At 68.9% G+C, this 17219-nt stretch carries 9 protein-coding genes; 1 reads left to right on the top strand and 8 read right to left on the bottom strand.

The features are described 5' to 3' along the window. The 3 genes from VGV13_05060 to VGV13_05050 all read right to left on the bottom strand — a co-directional run. The coding region (locus VGV13_05060; protein ID HEV8640448.1) for a PAS domain-containing protein at nt 1-476 on the bottom strand (476 nt) is incomplete at its 3' end. Between the two features lie 375 nt (nt 477-851). Then, nucleotides 852-1364, bottom strand: a complete 513-nt coding sequence (locus VGV13_05055) for an OB-fold domain-containing protein (protein ID HEV8640447.1) — start codon at nt 1362-1364, stop codon at nt 852-854. Nucleotides 1365-1433: 69 nt separating this feature from the next. Further along, complete coding sequence (locus VGV13_05050) at nt 1434-2660, bottom strand: hypothetical protein (protein HEV8640446.1); 1227 nt, start codon at nt 2658-2660, stop codon at nt 1434-1436. 359 nt (nt 2661-3019) lie between these two features. Between VGV13_05050 and VGV13_05045 the strand changes: the two genes are divergently transcribed. After that, nucleotides 3020-4195: a hypothetical protein gene (locus VGV13_05045; GenBank protein HEV8640445.1), complete on the top strand. Its 1176-nt coding sequence runs from the start codon at nt 3020-3022 to the stop codon at nt 4193-4195. A gap of 442 nt (nt 4196-4637) precedes the next feature. On the opposite strand, the gene VGV13_05040 is transcribed toward VGV13_05045, so the two are convergent. The 5 genes from VGV13_05040 to uvrA form a co-directional block, all read right to left on the bottom strand. Next, nucleotides 4638-7706, bottom strand: a complete 3069-nt coding sequence (locus VGV13_05040) for a GAF domain-containing protein (protein ID HEV8640444.1) — start codon at nt 7704-7706, stop codon at nt 4638-4640. 491 nt (nt 7707-8197) lie between these two features. Further along, on the bottom strand, nt 8198-8986 hold the full coding sequence (locus tag VGV13_05035; protein HEV8640443.1) for a hypothetical protein: 789 nt from the start codon (nt 8984-8986) through the stop codon (nt 8198-8200). Between the two features lie 94 nt (nt 8987-9080). Next, entirely contained in the window at nt 9081-13136 is a 4056-nt protein-coding gene (locus VGV13_05030; protein HEV8640442.1) for a GAF domain-containing protein, read from the bottom strand. Then, nucleotides 13133-14395 carry an MFS transporter gene (locus VGV13_05025; protein HEV8640441.1) on the bottom strand — a complete coding sequence of 421 codons (1263 nt, stop codon included), beginning with the start codon at nt 14393-14395 and terminating at the stop codon, nt 13133-13135. Before VGV13_05025 ends, VGV13_05030 begins: the two co-directional genes overlap by 4 nt. Nucleotides 14396-14397: 2 nt before the next feature. After that, the gene (uvrA, locus tag VGV13_05020; GenBank protein ID HEV8640440.1) at nt 14398-17181 is read right to left on the bottom strand and encodes an excinuclease ABC subunit UvrA; all 2784 of its coding nucleotides are present in this window, start codon (nt 17179-17181) and stop codon (nt 14398-14400) included. Between the last annotated feature and the right edge of the window lie 38 nt (nt 17182-17219).

The raw sequence follows: 17219 nt of genomic DNA, 5'->3' as shown, positions 1-17219 counted from the left end.
AAGACGGGGTCGGGGGCGTTCTTGATGAGGCTCTCGGCGTAGGCGCGGGCCTTGTCGAGCTCGCGCATGTCGCGCAGGATGCCGATGGCGCCGATCATCTTACCGCCGGGGTCGCGGAGGGCGGAGGCGTTGAGGGTGGTGGGGATGACCTCGCCGCTGGCGCTGCGGGGGTTGAGGCGGGCGTTGCGGGTGACGCCGCGCTCGACGACCTCGCGCAGGGCGGCGGTGAACTCCCGGGTCTCCTGGGGGCTGATGAAGCGCGAGAGCGACTGCTCCAGCACCTCGTCCTGGCGGAAGCCGAGGAGCTGGGAGACGGCGTCGTTGGCTTGGAGGATCTTGCCCTCGAGGTCGGAGACGAACACGGGGTCGGGTGCGTTGGCGATGATGATGTCGGCGTCGAGCACGCTGTGCCCTTTGCCGCCGCTGTCCGCACCGCCTACAGTCGCGTGGGTGTCGAAGCCCGTCCGTTTAGTCATTGGCCGCGCCTCCTCGCCCCGCCCAGGGGTAACGCGCCGACGGTCCATGCCTGCAGCGTGGCGGGGGTGCACTCGCCATGCCAAACCCTCGCTGAGGGAAGACGAGTTTTCCACAATGATTTACAGTAGTTACGTGCCAGCTCGGGGAAGGAATCCGAGGTGTCAGGCGGGTGACATCTCCTCGGGCTCAGCGGCGCGGGCTCCATAGGCTCCACACAGAGCCCCTCAGATCAATTAAGCGCCTGAAATAGCGGTGATTTTGGGGATCGCCCCCATTCGCCGCGTGGGTGTGGGTACGCGCAGCGCGCCAGGCGACTTGGCCATCCCGGGTGACGGGATGGCGCGCGGGCCCGGCGAGCTACGATGCAGGAAGGGTCAAACTTCACCCGGCAGCCGCCACACGCGACCCTGGGGCGGCTCGTCCGTGAGCGTGAACTGGGGCAAGGCCAGGTGGTCGGCGAGGTCCTGGAAGACCACGCGGACGCGCTTGCCGATGGCGGCGTTCGCGTCCGCTTCCATCGCCCCGTCGGGTCTGACGAGGTTGCCGATGATCCGGAGGGCCTCGTCGGGCGTCGGCGCGCCGCGCTGCTCGTCGAGCTCGACCAGCACCACGACGTAGGGCGCGAGCTCCTTGAAGCCCGGCTGAATGGCGTGCACGACGACCTCGTAGGAGTAGATCGTCCCGCGGCCGCTGACCTCCTGCCACCTCCAGCCCAGCCCCATGCACCAGGGGCAGGCGTGAGTCGGCGGGTAGCGCAGGAGGCCGCAGGCGGCGCACGCGCGTACCATCAGCCGGTGCCGGCGCGTGGCAGCAAAGTAGTCCTTCCACTCGGTGTCGTTGTCGGGGATGAGCAGGGTCATCCCCCGGTACTGGACGGGCGGCGGCATGAAGTCTCCTTTATGAGCTCGCCTCGCGCGCGGGGGCCCCAGCCCCCGGGCGCGCTGCGGCTCGCCTATTTAGCGCCTCAGGATGAGCGCGCTGCCCGTGGCCGGCATGGCCCAGCCGAGGTTCATCGCGACCTCGGCGTCCTCGACCTGGCGGCAGCGCCCCGGCGAGTAGTCGTACGTGTGCACGCCCTCGGCGGCGCGCGGGCAGTAATCGTCCACGGTGCCCCGGAGCTGGCGGACGTTCTCGATGACCATCGACATGCCGTGGGTGTAGCCCTCGCAGAGGTGGCCGCCCGAGGTGTTGTTGGGCCGGCGGCCGCCCAGCTCGATGGTCCCGCTGCTCACATAATCGCCGCCCTCGCCCTTCTTACAGAATCCGTATTCTTCCAGCTGCAGCATCGTCGTAAACGTGAAAGCGTCGTACGAACCCGTGACGTCCACGTCCTCGGGCGTGATCCCGGCCTGGGCGAAGACGATGTCCTTGGCGTAGTAGCCGGCCACGCGGCTGATCGGGCCGTGGGCCCAGTGGAAGTCCGTGCGCGGCTTGGACACGCGCCCGGCCACGCCCATGACGTGGACGGGACGCGACCTGAGGTCGCGTGCAAGCTCCGCGGAGGTCACGATCAGGCACGTGGCGTTGTCGGTCTCGAGACAGCAGTCGAGCAGGTGCAGCGGCTTGACGATCCAGCGCGACCCCAGCACGTCCTCGACCGTCACCCGCTCCTTCAGCAGCGCCTTGGGGTTCTGGGAGGCATGCTTGGAGTGGGCCACCTTGACGTGAGCGACCTGGGCCGACGTGGTGCCGTACTCGTACATGTGGCGCATGAACGTCAGGGCGAAGTTCTGCCCGGCGCTGGTCATGCCGAAGGGGCGCTGGGCCAGATCGAGGCTGCGGATGGGCGCCGCCGCCCGCGCCCCGGTGCCGCCGATGCGGAACTCCGTGTAGCCGTTCATCGAGCGGAAGATGGCGACCGTCGAACACATGCCCGCTTCCATGGCGCCCATGGCCAGCCCGATCAGCGCCTCCGTCGAGGAGCCGCCGCCCACCACGTCCATGAAGAAGTCGAGCCGGATGCCGAGGTCGGGGGCGACCCAGTTCGACGGCGTGGAGTCGTTGTTCTGATAGCTCATCATGCCGTCGACGTCCCGGGGCCTGAGCCCCGCGTCCAGGATGGCCTGGCGGACCGCCTCCACCGCCATCGCCCGCGTGGTCCGCCCGGAGTTGTGCGAGTACTCCGTCTCGCCCACGCCCACGATGCAGTACTTGTCGCGCAGCCCGCGACTTCGCACGACCATTTCTCGGAAGCCTCCTGGTCCTTTTCCGGCGCTTCCGCCGCCTCGACCGCGACGCGCCGATGCTACCACTTTGGCTACCACTCGGGCCATCCAGGCGGCCCAGGAGTTCTTCCCCGGCGGTGGTTAATCCCTGTCCAACGCCGTGTGAGTGCCCTCGCTAACTGGCCGTTTTCCAAGCAAAGCAGACCTGGTACGCGGCTTGCCCCTACTAGGCGCAGAAGCAGGATCAATGCGTTGTTAGCGAACATGCGGACTCCGCGGGGACATCGCGGAGAATCCGCGGAAGTCAGGGGGACTCAGTTATGTGTCGGCGACTCGTGCTCGTACATTTTCGGGATCAACGCGGGATCGCGCTCCCGGTGGCCATGATGGTCCTGGTGCTGCTCACCTCGCTCGTCGCCGCCTTCGTCTCCATGAGCGCCACCGAGCCGCTGATCACCGCGAATCTCAAAGCCGGCGACGAGGCGCTGGGCCTCGCCGAGGCCGGGCTCGAGCGGGCCCTCTGGGGCCTGAACAACCCCGGCACTCCCCCGGCGGGAGCCTCGAGGGACATCCCCGCGCCCGCGCCCTACGATGCCACTCAACTGATCGCGCTGGGGCGAGGTGGCTACACGATGAGCGTCACTGCTCCTCCGCCCGGCGGCTGGGCGTGCGCGAGCCTCTTTTCCGGCACCGATGACCGGTGCGTCGTGGCCACCGGCTTCGTCGTGCGTGCCAATGCCCCCGTGCCGGCCGCGCCGGGTGGCATTCCTCAGGGGGACCTGGCGGGCCGGCGGATGCTCCAGGTGGCCCTCACGAAGTTCAGAAACCTGGATCCCCCGGGCCCTCTGAACTCCGCGGGGAGCGTCGGCCTGGCGGGCAACTCCGACGTGAACGGCGCCGCGCCGCAGAACTGTCCGGCCGGAACCGTCAAGGCGGGCGTGACGGTCACGACCGGGAACACGGTGACGACCCAGGGGGCGGCCCAGATCCTGGGCTCGCCGACCCAGCAGTCCATCGATAAGTCGGAGTTCGACAAGATGCTCTTCTCGAACAAGGAGCTGGACTTCCTCAGGCAGATGGCGCAGTCCGGCGACCCGAACATGCACTACATCAAGCCCACGTCGAACTCTCAGTTCAATCTGGACATGACCGGCAAGGACGGCCTGGTCTTCGTCGACACGGTCAACGCGTCACCCCTGCCCGAGCCGCCGGCGGTGCCGAACGCCGGCGACCTGCCCAACGTGAAGATCACAGGAATGAACAACAAGGGGTGGCTCGTCGTCCTGGGGAGCCTCACCCTCGACGGCAACATCACGTACAAGGGGGTCATCTACGCGCTGAACGACCTCTCGTACCGTGGTACCGGTGTCGGGAGCATCCATGGTGCTGTCATCTCTGCGAACGTCATCGATACCGTCGCGACCAACGTTGACACCGACACCACCGGCAACGCCAACGTCACCTACGACTGCGCCGCCATCGCCGACGGCGGCGGGTTCATCCCCCAGGGCTATTACGTCGCTCCCGGGTCCTGGCGCGAGGCATCGAACTGATGCCGAAGCCGCCCGTCGGGCCCGCCCGGGACGCAAAATGATCGGTTCGGCGGCTGCTCGTCGATACCCCACGGCTTGCACTCACGAGGTGGGTGCGCCTGGACACCGGGGCTTGACGAGTATGCGCGAACGAGGAACGGCGGCGGGAATGAGGGCGGGTCTCCATAGAATACGGCGAGGCAGACGGTGGGGATATATGGTTTTCGTGTCGACGCTCCCGGTCTTCACCATGGTGGCGGCGCACGTCCCCGCGGACGCCCCCCGGCTTTTCTTCATGGCGGCGTGGGTGGTTGGGTGGATCGCCGCTGACTGGCTCAGGGATAACACGTGCCCCCGGTGCGACAGGAGCTTCGGGGCAAGAACGCACTGCCAGTATTGCGGCCTCAGCTTGAAAGGGGACAGGGAACTGTAAGTTCTCTCGACCCGCCCTCGGCGCGGCAGCTTATTGAGCCGCGGCGAGCGCCGAATGGACGGCGCGGCGTACGTCCTCCCGGGCAAAAGGCTTGTTGAGGCACGGGACCTTCGTTTTCTCGAGGAACTTCAGCGTGTCCGCGCCCAGGATATCCCCGGTAACGAAAACGAACAGCGGTCGGCGTCCCCAATGGCGACGTTCGACCTCACGGTACAAGCCCGGACCATCGAGCTTCGGCATCCGAATGTCGGAGATGACGAGGTCATAGCTCCGATCAGCCAGGCGCTCCAGCGCCGTCGCGGCGTTCGAGGCCGTCTCGACTTGGTGGCCATCGAGCGTGAGGAGGTCCGCCAACAGAGTCGCGACCGCCGAGTCGTCGTCTACGACCAAGACCTTCCTCTGCGGAATCGGGAACCCGGATCCGGCATCGGGACCCGGGGATTCCAGCAGGACGGAGCCAACTGGCAATTCGATCTTGAACACGGCCCCGTGTCCCACCTCGGTTTCGACCCGAATCGAGCCCCCGTGACTTTCAACGATTCCCTGGCAGAGGGACAGCCCCAGTCCGGTCCCCTCGCCGATGGGTTTCGTCGTGAAGAAGGGCTCGAAAATCCGGGCCAAGAGCTCGGGCGGTATACCGGGCCCCGTATCGGCGACCCACAACCCCACGCACGAGCGGGCCGCATCGTAGCGAGTCGTGATCGTGAGGTGGCGCACGGACGTCTGGCGCAACGCGTGGTGGGCGTTCGTCAACAGATTCACCACGACCTGCTGGAGCTGGTACTGATCGGCCCAGAGGTCGGGAAGATCGGCCGCCAAGTCCAGGTTGACCTTCACGTTGTCGGTGGCGAGCGGATAGGCCAGCAGTTCCCCGGCCCCGGTGACAATCTGATTCAAGGCCACCCGCCGGCGCTCAGGGGGGTGTTTTCGCGCGAGCGCGAGGAAGTTCTGGACGATTCGACTGCAGTGTTCGGCGGCTGTCTCAATTTGTTCGGCCGCATAGTCGACCGACCTGCCCCTCAGCTTCTGTGATCGGCTCTCCGCCCCCGAACGCAACATGCCCGCGTACCCGATCAACACGGTGAGCGGGTTATTGAGTTCATGGGCCACTCCGGCGAGCAGCTGACCCATCGTCGCCAGCTTTTCACTCTGACGCAAGGCCTCCTCTGCCTGCTTTCGTTCCTCGGCGAGCCGGCCTTTCTCCAAGATGACGGAGGCCTGATCGGCGAAAGCCGAAAGGAGAGAGATATCATCGGCGGCGAACCGCCGACGCTGTTGCGTGTATACATACAGAACGCCGGTGGGCTTGCCGTCCGCCCGCAAGGGGACCCCCAGAAACCCGTGCAGGCCGATCGCCTCGACGGCCTTCTTATGGAGCGGATCGTAACGTTCATCTTCGAGCACATCCTCCACCGTGAGGGGTTGGTTCGTCGCCACCACAATCCCGGTCAGGCTCTCGCCGATTCTCAAGCGTGGGCGCAAGGCCGACGCGATGGGGGAATGGGTCCAAGCCTTCAGCACGAGCTCCTCTTCCTCCAGCAGCCGCAGCGCGGCGACCTCGACGCCCAGGAGCTGACTCGTCTCCTTCACGATCAGCGACAGAAGCTCTTGCGTCTCGGTGGCGGTCGCGAGCCGCCTTGACAACTGGTAGAGGACCTCGATCCGGCGGCGCTCACGGTCGGCCTGCTCGTAGAGCCGCGCGTTGGCCATGGCGATCGCCGCCTGGTTGGCGAGGACGCCCAAAAGCTCGAGTTCCTCGGTGTCGAAGATCTCGCCGGAGAGCTTCTCGCCGAGCAGGAGAATACCCGTGATCTCGCCTTCGAGCTTCAACGGCACGATCAGTGATGCGTTGATGTCTTCGAGTTCTTCGCCCGCCGCGTCGAAATACTGGGCGGCTCTCCGGTTGAGGACCGCCTCTTCCTTTACCAGGACACCCTCCTTCCGCCTTAGCCACTGAACGATGAGGCTATCGCCCCTCATTGCCGCGACACCGGCCGACTCACCGGTCGTCGTCTCTTCCCGCTGAGTCACGAATGATCTCGTGGTCTCGTCGTAGATCAGGAGGGCGGAGTGCGTCAGGGGTATGCCCCGGACGAGGTCTCGCACCAGCGTGTCCACGACCTTGCCGAAATCGAGCATCGTACTCATTTGCTTGCTCAGCGCCACGAGGGTCTCATGGCATCCCCGGGACTTGCTGAACATGAGGCGCTCGATCCAGTCCTCGATGGGCCGGCCCAGGGGAGTGAGGAGGAGTGTGAAGATGAACCCCAGCGGCGCGATCATCCAGACGGCTGTCAGGTTTTCCAGCTCGAACGTGCGCTCCAGCACCCACGTGAGCGCCACCAGGATCGACGTTACGGCAGCGCCGACCGTGCCGTACACCGCGCACTTTTTGACCACCGCGCTCACGTCAAACATGCGGTACCGGATGATCGCGGTGCCGAACATCAACGCGCACACCATGTTGGCCGGGATGCCGATCGGGTATATCCGGTCGACGAGAGGGAAGGGCTTGGCCAGGGCGAACCTCACGACATCGACGAAGCCACCGAAAATCGTCAGCACCGCTCCGACCAGGATGAGGAGCGTGCGATTGCGGCGGAAGCCGGAATCGGCGCTCTTGTAGGCGTGGCCGAGGTGAACGAGACCGGCGAGGAGGAACGCATAAAAGTAGACGAAGAAGACATTGTAGAGCCACCCCGGTGCCGGAGCCCATCCCCAGGCCGTGGACTGAACGCCGGTCACAAAGACCGATGAAGCGAGGAGATTCAGCAGTGAGAAGACGGCGGAGAGGCCATAGGCCGCGACCAGCCAGCGTCGTTGACGAACGGTACTGTCGAGGAAGATGAGAACGAAGTGGTAGTAGAACGCCGGGAGCGCGATGACGCCCACGTGGATAAGAATCTCCCACTGGTAGGCCGTGGTCGGGTCTCGGGCGCCCCGCAGCATGAACACGCCGAAGTTCCACAGAGCCAGCGTCGACACGAAGTAGGCAAAGATCCGGTTGAGTCGGCTCTGAGGGTTTCTGAGCAGGGAGATCGCGACCAGACAGAGGTTCAGGATGAGGGCGATCAGGGGTAGGAGGCGATGCAGGGTCATCGGACGCTACCGTCGCCGGTCAGGCCGACGCGCCGCCCCCCGAAGCCTCGCCTCGAAGATCGTCTTCATGCCTGACGGACCTCGTCCCTTCTCTCGAGCTCCAGTCCTGTAAGGGCCTCCATACTAGCGCAGCCGGCTGCCAGAGCCCTCAGGTGAGCCGCAACAGAACGCCCCCTTGATCTGGTAGCCGGCCATCGATCATCACCCCATATTGTGGTTCGTGGGCTTTCCATCTGAGGGCCTCGGCGGCCCGGTTCGTCGCCTGGCTGTCGAAGACCGGCTGGGCTGGACGCGAGCTGGCGGCGTGAGGGCCCACGGTTGCGCCGGTCCCCTGGGCAGCATCTACGGCGATCCGGGGGAGGGCCGGGCAGCGGTGTGATCGCACGAACGGCCCCGTGTCGGATTTTGGCGACCGTGGTCGTGCTGGCGAGGTCGGATCCCAGCCCGGGGCCGGCAGGACTCGTCACCCAGGCCATGGCACCGGTTCGGCGTCAGCGTCCTTTGAGCTTGAGGAGGACCTCGGTCGTGATGCGTCCGATCTCGGAGAGGCCCTTGTCGACGGTGTCGACGGCCGCCGAGGCCTCCAGCTTTTGACGATCGATCTCCGCGCGGAGCCGCGTGATCTCGCTCTGGAGGTCCTCGATCTCCAGGCCCAGCCGGGCCGAATGGGCCTCGGCCGATTCGGCCCGCCGCCGCAAGCCCTCGCATTCCTGGAACAGCGACGGAATGACGGTGCTGAGGATGTCCTGGCCGTCGCGCGTCCACTGGTCGAGCTGCCGCCGCGCCTGCATCAGTGCGTCGAAATCCATGGGCGTAACCTCGGGGACGAATTGCCGCCGCGGCGTCTGGAGGACGCGGCTCGCATCCGTCGTTTTCTGGACGGGAACGATGACCACTGGATGGTACCTCGTGTCTTCCCAGTAGTCGGCTGATCGTCGGCGGTCTGCCCGTCGGCGCTCCCGCCCGGACGGCTGGCCACCCTGGCGCCGCTCCCGGTGCCGACGGTCGAGCAGGACACGTACCCGCGGGTCGTCGAGAAACTGTTCGCTCACCCGGTGGAAGAGGTCCGAGTCGCGCCGGGCCACGATGACGAGGAACCGAACGTGCTCATCCCGGGGGGGGCTCGTCGCCGCTCCCGAGCTCGTCCGCGTTCGCGCGAGCACCTCGAGCTTGTGCGCCCAGCAAATCCCGCGCACCTCGGCGGGATCACCGAACGGCGGGCGCTCACCGATGAGACCGGGGCGTCCCTCGGCGCGACACCATGCGCAGACCGCTTTCACCGTGATTCCTTTGATCGGCCCACTCCGTCGGGAGGTGACGGACGCTAGGGTGCGGGAAGCTTAGGGTGAGTCTGCGGGCGCGTCAAGAGGGGCCTCACCGCAGCACCTGGGCGATCTGTCGGAGCACGTCCGCGGTCTCGAAGGGTTTGGCCAGCACGAAGCGGACGTGGTGCCGTTGCAGCTGGGTCGGGTCCAGCCGATCGCCCCAGCCGGTGATGAGGCCCACGGGCAGGTGCGGAAACTTCTCGTGGCAGGTGGCGGCGAACTCCCAGCCCGACATCCGCGGCATGGACAGGTCGCTCAGCACGACATCGAACGGCTCCCTCTCGCACCGCGCGAGCCCTTCGGCGCCGCTGGCCGCCTCGACGACCACGTGGCCCTCCTCGGCCAGCAGGGCGGCCAGCATCGTCCGCACCGCCGGCTCGTCGTCGATGATGAGGACCCGCGCGGCCCGGCCGGGCGGCGCCGGCGGGGCGGCCTCATCGGCCGGGGCGAAGTTGCGGCCGAGGGGCAGGCGCACGGTGAAGGTGGAGCCGCGGCCGGGCGTGCTTTCCACGTCGATGGTGCCGCCGTGTCGGGTCACGATGCCCCAGGCCACGGCCAGGCCGAGTCCGGTGCCGCGCTGGCCCTTGGTGGTGAAGAAGGGCTCGAAGACGCGCTGGCGGACCTCCCCGGACATCCCGCTCCCGGTGTCGGCGACCGCGATGGCGACCGCGTCGCCCTCCGTGCCCATGCGGAGCACGCACCGGCCGCCGTCCGGCATGGCGTCGAGCGCGTTGGTGAGTAGGTTGGCGAAGACCTCGCGCAGCTCCTCGGGGCGCCCCGCCACCGGCGGGGCCTCGCCCACCACGGTGACGCCGTAGTGCACGCCGCGACTCTGGGCCTCGTCCTTCCAGCGCGGGCGCGTCAGCTCGACCACCTCGCGCAGCACCTCGCTCAGGTCCACGCGGGCGAAGGAGCGTGTCGTCCGCGTGCGCGTGAACTCCTGGATGCGCCGCACGGTGTCGGCGCCGTCGCGCGCCGCCTGCCGGATCGCCTCCACCCACCCGGTCAGGTCGCTATCTTTCAAACGCCGGAGCAGCAGGTCCGCGCGCCCGAGGATGATCGCCAGCAGGTTGTTGAAGTCGTGGGCGACGCCCGCCGCCATCTCGCCCAGCGCGCTGAGGCGCTCGGCCCGCACCAGCTGGGCCTGGCTGCGCTCGAGGTCCTCGTGGGCGCGGCGGAGCTCCGCGAACAGCCGCGCATTGCGAATGGCCACGGCGGCCTGGGCGACGAAGCTGTCGAGCAGATCCTGGTTGTCCGCGTCGAGCACGAAGGGCTTCCGACCGAAGAGCACGAGGACGCCGAGCAGCGAGTCCTGGAACAGGATGGGAACGGACAGGCTGCTCTTGAGGTTGTGCCGGCGGAACCAGTCGCGCGCGACGATCCGCTCGTCGACGAAGACGTCGGGCACGTTGAGGGGGCGGCGGTGGAGGGCCACCCATCCCGCCCCGCCCTCGCCGTAGCGTCGGATCGTCCCCGGATAGTCCGCGCCCAGAGCCGCGTCCGAAAAGGCCCGGCGCTCGAGCGTCTGCGACCTCTCGTCGGCGATCGAGATCGACACCAGTGTGGCCTCCATCAGCTCCGCGGCCGCCCGGGCGATGCCGTCCAGCACCTCGTTGAGATCGAGCGACGACGACACGATCTGGTTCAGGCGGGCCAGCGTCCGCAGCCGCGCCGCCCGGAGCTCCTGGCCCTCGTAGAGCCGTGCGTTGCTGATGGCGATGGCGGCCTGGTCGGCCAGGAGCCCTATCAACTCCTTCTCCTCGGGGGTGAACTCGCGCTCCTCGCCGAAGATGATGGCCAGCACCCCCACGACGCCCTCGCCAGCGATCAGCGGCACGCCGGCGAAGCCCCGCAGGCCGCCCTCCGTCGCCAGCCGCCGGTTCAGCCACCGCGGATCACTCCCGATGTCCGCGATGTATTCAGGCGCGCGCGACGCGAAGACGTGTCCGACCGCGCCCTGGCCATAGGCGATCACCGGGTGGTCCGTCATCAGCCGTTCGATCTTTGGATCGATGCCGAATCCCGCCTGGACCCTGAGGCCGCCGACCGCGGGATCGTCGATCCAGACGCGCGATGTTTTGGCGCCCAGCAGCGTGGTGGCGGCCCGCGCCACGGCGTGGAAGACCTGGGGGCTGCCCTGGGCGGAGGTGATGAGCCGCGTCAGCGCGCTGAGGGCGGCCAGCTTCTGCGTCCGCTCCTCCAGCCGCTCGTAGAGGCGCGCGGTCTCGAGGGCGAGCGCCGCCTGGTCGGCGAAGGCCTGCAGCAGCTCGGCCTCGGCCGTGGAGAAGGTCCGCCCGGCGAAGTCGCCGATGGAGAGGGTGCCGATGGTCTCTCCCTTGGCGCGCAGCGGCGCCGACAGGACGGCGCCGAGGCCGGCCACGCTGAGCCGGCGGCGGAGGTCGTCGGGCAGGACGAAGCTCGGCTCGCGCACCACGTCGCGGACGCAGAGGGGGCCGCCCTCGGCCACCACGCGGCCCTCCACTCCGGCGCCCGGCGCGAAGGTATGACCGGGCTCGAAGGGCGTCGCCGACCGGCCGGCGGTGGCCACTACCCTCAGGGAGCGGTCGCGCTCGAGCAGCCGAACGCTCGAGCTCTGCGCGCCGAACAGGGGAAGCACGCTCTGCACGATCCGCTCGCCGACGGCGCTGGGGTCGAGGCTCTCGGTCAGCGTGCGCGCGACCCGCGCCAGCTCCTCCGCCTCCCGTCGCCGCCGCTCCGCCTCCTCGTAGAGCGTGGCGTTCTGCAGCGCGATCGCCGCCTGTGTCGCGCAGCGCTCCAGGATGGCGAGATCCTCGGCCCGGAACGGCGGCGCCGCGTCGCCCGTGCGGTTCATAGTGATCACGCCCAGGAGCCGCTCGCGGATCATGAGGGGATAGGCCATCGAGCGCGTCAGCCCCAGCGCGACGAACTGGGGCAGCGCCTTGGGCCAGGATGTGTAGTCGTCCACGACCAGGCCGCGGCGCGCCTCCGCGCAGAGCCCGACCAGCCCCTGGCCGAAGGGAATGTGCACGTCAGCGAGGGCTCCCTTGGCGGTCCAGGCCTTGGGGACGAGCATCCGCTCGCCTTCGACCAGGTAGATCCCCCCGTTGGCCTCGAAGAGGCGGGTCGCGCGGTCGATGATCAGGCGCAGGAGGCGGTCGCTCTTCAGCTCGGCGACCAGCTCGCGCTCGATCTCGGCCAGGGTCTCGATCTGCTGGCGACGGGAGGTCTCCAGGGAGAAGAGGCGGGCGTTCTCGAGCGCGAGTGCCGCCTGGTCGGCGAAGGCCTGGACCAGGCCGATCTCCTCCTCGTCGAAGACCCGGCCCGCGCGGTCCGCCACCGCCAACACGCCGATGACGTGATCCTTGACGATCAGCGGCACGGCCAGGGCCGCCCGGTAAGGCGCGGCCTCGATCCGCGCCCGCGACTCCGCCGTCAGCGTCACCCGCGGGTCGTGCAGCACGTTGGGCGTCGTCATCGGCTGGCGGTCCCGCACCACGAGTCCGATCAGGCCCGTCCCCCGCGGAAACCTCAGGCTCTCGGACGTCGCCGGCCCGACTGCGCCGGCGGCGGCGAGGATCACCAGGTCGCCGGACTCCGGCTCCACCCGGTGGATCGCGGAGGCCTGGGAGGCGAGCAGTCTCAGGAGGCTGTCGGCGATGTGCTGGGCGACGGCGTCGGGGTCGAGCGTGCGCGAGAGCAGCCGGCCGATCTCCGCCAGCGCCTCGGCGGCCCGCCACCGCGCCTCGCTCTTCGCGAAGAGCGCGGCGTTGCGCATGGCGACGGCGGCCTGGCCCGCCAGAAGGGTGAGGATCGCCCGCTCGTCCTCGCTGGGGGGCTCGCCGTCCGCGAAGGTCACCTCCAGGACACCGAGGAGGTCGTCGCCGGCCAGGATGGGTACGGCATGCACGGTGGCGTCGGTGGTCGGGGCGACGTCCCCGGCGCCCCCGGCGACGCGCTGGCCGCCGGTGCTGCGGTCGAGGTAACGGACGGCGCACCGGACCGGGGGTCGGAGCGCCTCGACGGCGGCGATCACGCGGCGCAGGATCTCATCCAGCTCGAGCGCGCCTGAGATCGCTCGCGCGAGGTCGGCCACCTGACGGAGCCGATCCCCCGGCGGGGTCATCTTGAAATCAGGGTAGCACTTCGCGAGGTGGGGGTGGGAGCCCCCAGGGCGACCGCTGGGGGCGGCCGACACAGCATCAGAAGCGCCATCGCGGCGACGTTGAGCGCGGCGGCCAGAGCGAAGGCCGGCGCGTAGCTGGCCGTCGCGTCGTAGACGGCGCCGGCGATGAGCGGTCCCCACCCTCCCATCGACCCGGCCAGCGCGAAGAGGACCCCCACCAGCGTCCCCGCCTGCTCGCGGCCGAAGAAGTCGCCGACGATCGCGGTGAAGAGCGTCGAGATGGCGCCGTACGAGTACCCGAAGACGAAGGCGGTCGCGTAGAGCGACACCAGATCGCGGACGGCGACGAAGCCGGCGAAGGCGAGCGCCTGCAGCGCCATGGCGATGGCCACGGTCGTCCGGCGGCCGAGCCGGTCCGAGGCCGGACCCATCACCAGGCGGCCGGCGACGGCGCCGACGCCCAGCGCGCTGATCACCGACGCCGCCACCAGCGGTGAAAACCCCAGGTCGCGGCTGAACCGGACGACGTGCACGAGGGGGATGAAGACCGGGATCCACGTCGCCGAGAACGCCGCGCCGAGGAGCCAGAAGACCGGCGTGCGCGCCGCCCGCCGCAGGGGCCAGGATTCGCCGCCGGCCGGCGCCGAGGACGGCGCCGGCCCGGTGGCGTCATCGGGATGGAGCCCCAGGCTCTCGGGATCGCGGCGCATCGTCCAGGCGATGAGGTTGAGGACGACGAGTACGCCGGCGCCGAAGACGAGGTATGCCGCGCGCCAGCCGATGGTGCCGATGAGCAGTTGAGCGAGCGGCGGCAGCGCGAGCGTCCCCACGCTGGCCCCGCTGGAGGCGAGGCCAACGGCGAGGCCGCGGCGCCGGACGAACCACTTCACCACGGTGGCGTTGCAGGGCACGTAGGCGGTCCCCATGCCCAGGGCGGCGACGAGGCCATACAGCACGTAGGGCTGCCAGAGCCGGCCCACGAACGCCATGCCCATGAGCGCCGCGCCCAGGAAGCAGCCGCCGACGGCGATGACGCGGCGGGGACCCCAGAGGTCCGTCAGTCGCCCGGCGGGGAATCCGAAGACGCAGTAGGCGAAGGCGTAGAGCGAGAACGCGCCGGCCAGGCTGGCGCGGCTCCAGCCGAACTCGTCGAGGAGCGCGGAGAAGAAGACGCCGAAGGAGTACTGGGTGCCGTAGGCGACGAAGAGGACGCCGAAGGCGCCGGCGACGACGACCCAACCGTAGTAGATCCGCCCCACGCTCAGGCGCGGCCGTTCTTGCCGTTCAGCTTCGGCAGGAGCTCCGCGAGGAACTTGCCCGTGTAGGACCCGGACGTCTGCGCGATCGCCTCGGGCGGACCTTCGGCGAGGATCTCGCCGCCCTCGTCGCCCCCCTCGGGCCCGAGGTCGATGACCCAGTCGGCCGACTTGATGACGTCGAGGTGATGCTCCACGACCAGCACGGTGTTACCGGCATCGACCAGACGGTTGAGGACGCCGAGAAGCCGCTTGACGTCGTCGAGGTGGAGGCCGGTCGTCGGCTCGTCGAGGACGTAGAGCATGTCGCTGGTCGACCGCGCGCCCAACTCGGCGGCGATCTTCAGGCGCTGGGCCTCGCCGCCCGAGAGGGTGGTGGCCGGCTGCCCCAGCCGCAGGTAGCCGAGGCCGACGTCGGCGAGGACGCGCAGCCGCCGGGCCAGGGCCGGCTGCACCGCGAAGAAGTCGATCGCCTCGTCGACGGTCATGCCCAGCACCTCGCTGATGTTGCGGGCGCGATACTTCACCGCCAGCACGTCTGGCCGATAGCGGCGCCCCTCGCACTCCTGACAGGAGACGTACACATCCTCGAAGAAGTACATTTCCAGCTTCTCGAAGCCGTCGCCCTGGCACTTCTCGCAACGCCCGCCGGGGACGTTGAACGAGAAGGCGCCGGCCGAGAGCCCCAGCGCCCGGGCGCGGGGCTGCCCCGCGTAGAGCTTGCGGATCTCGTCGAACGCCTTGACGTAGGTGACCGGGTTGGAGCGCGGTGTCCGGCCGATGGGCTCCTGGTCGATCAGGCGGACCCCCTTCAGGTACTCGAGCCCGATCAGCGCGTCGTAGGCGCCCGGGGACGCGAAGTCGGTCTTGAAGGCGCGCGCCACGGCGCGGTAGAGCGTATCGTGGACGAGGGTGGACTTGCCGGACCCGGACACGCCGCTGACGACGGTCAGCGTGCCGAGCGGCACGCGCATCGTCACCGACTTCAAATTGTGCTCGTGAGCGCCGGTGAGCAGGAGGTGTCGGCGGCCGGTGCGGCGGACCAGGGGCACCGCGATCGTCTCGCGGCCGCCGAGGTAGCGCGCGGTGAGCGAGTGCGTCGCCTTCCGGAACTCGGCCAGCGGGCCGTTGAAGACGATCTCGCCGCCGCGCTCGCCCGAGCCCGGGCCCAGTTCGACGATGTGGTCAGCCGCCTCCATGAAGCTCCGGTCGTGCTCGACGACGATGACGGTATTGCCGGCCTGGGCCAGCTCACGGCAGAGGTCGGCCAGCCGCGTCGTGTCGCGGGCGTGCAGGCCGATGGACGGCTCGTCCAGGACGTAGAGCGTGCCCACCAGCTGGGAGCCGAGCTGGTTGGCGAGGTTGATGCGCTGGGCCTCGCCGCCCGACAACGTGCGTGTCTGGCGCGAGAGCGTCAGGTAACCGAGCCCCACGCGCAGGAGGAACGTGAGCTTGGCGTTGAGCTGCTTGAGGATCTCCCGGGCCACGCTGGTCTCCCAGGCGCTGAGCCTGAGGTCGGCCAGGGCCCGCGCGGCGTGCTCGATGGTGAGCACGGTGAACTCCGCGATGGTCAGCCCCGCCACCCGCACGGCCAGCGCCGCCGGCTTGAGCCGGGCCCCGGCACAGGCCGGGCACGGCGACTGGCTGCGGTAGCGGGAGAGGAACACGCGCACGTGCAGCTTGTAACGGTACGACTCGACCTCTTCGAAGAACCCCTGGATGCCGGGGAAGCTGCCGTCGCCGTCATACACCAGCCGGCGCTCCTTCTCGCTCAGGGCGGCGTAGGGCTTGCTGACGTCGAGTGCGTGGCGCCGGGCGGCCTTGAGCAGCTGGCGCTGATACCAGCGGCCCGAGGGATAGGTCCACGGCTCGACCGCGCCGTCGGCGAGACTCCGGGTGGGGTCGGGGACGACGAGGGTCTCGTCGTACTTCAGCACGTTGCCGAACCCCTTACACTCCGGGCAGGCCCCCAGCGGGTGGTTGAACGAGAAGAGCAGGGGCTGGGGGCGGTCCAGCCCCAGCGCGCAGCCCGGGCATTTCAGGCTTTCCGCGAAGGCGAGGAGGCCCCGGCCGACCACGTCCACCTCGACTCGCCCGCTGCCCTCGCGCAGGGCCGTTTCCACCGCCTCGGTCAGACGGCGCCGCTGCGCGGGATCGAGCGTGAGGCGGTCGAGGATGACCGCGATCTCGCGGGCGCTCTCGAGCTGCGGCGGGGGCGCGGCCAGATCCACCACCGCCTCCCCCACCCGCACGCGCGCGAAGCCCCGCCGCGTCAGCGAGGCCCACAGCTCGGGGGGCGTCTGGCCCGCCGGCACGGGCAGGCGGAAGCCGATCAGCGCGCGGGCTCCGGCATGCTCGGCCAGGAGCGCGTCGACGATCGATTCGGGGGAGTGTGATGTCGCCGCCCCGCCGCAGGCGGGGCAGTGGATGCGGCCGATCTTGGCGTAGAGCAAACGCAGGTAGTCGTAGACCTCGGTGGCGGTCCCCACGGTGGATCGCGCCGTGCGCACCGGATTCTTCTGCTCGAGAGCGACGGCGGGCCGGATCTGCTCGATCCGGTCGACGTCCGGACGGTCGACGCGATCGAGGAACATGCGCGCGTAGGTGGAGAGCGATTCGATGTACCGCCACTGCCCCTCGGCGAAGACGGTGTCGAAGGCCAGCGACGACTTGCCGGAGCCGGACACCCCGGTGATGACGGTGAGACGGTCGTGGGGAATCTCGAGCGAGATGTTCTTGAGGTTGTTCTGTCGGGCTCCTTCGATGAGGAGTCCCAGGGGGCGCGGCATCCGGGAAATCCTCCTGAGGTCGATATCTTACTGGAAGT

It is taken from the genome of Candidatus Methylomirabilota bacterium (assembly GCA_036001065.1).
Lineage (GTDB): Bacteria > Methylomirabilota > Methylomirabilia > Rokubacteriales > CSP1-6 > MNEF01.
This window is presented reverse-complemented; position numbering and strand designations above follow the sequence as displayed.

Excerpts from the sequence above, each read along its gene's own strand:
- VGV13_05040 (HEV8640444.1), bottom strand. The coding sequence starts at position 7,706 with ATGACCCTGCATCGCCTCCTACCCCTGATCGCCCTCATCCTGAACCTC.
- VGV13_05055 (HEV8640447.1), bottom strand. The coding sequence starts at position 1,364 with ATGCCGCCGCCCGTCCAGTACCGGGGGATGACCCTGCTCATCCCCGAC.
- VGV13_05030 (HEV8640442.1), bottom strand. The coding sequence starts at position 13,136 with ATGACCCCGCCGGGGGATCGGCTCCGTCAGGTGGCCGACCTCGCGCGA.
- uvrA (HEV8640440.1), bottom strand. The coding sequence starts at position 17,181 with ATGCCGCGCCCCCTGGGACTCCTCATCGAAGGAGCCCGACAGAACAAC.
- VGV13_05050 (HEV8640446.1), bottom strand. The coding sequence starts at position 2,660 with ATGGTCGTGCGAAGTCGCGGGCTGCGCGACAAGTACTGCATCGTGGGC.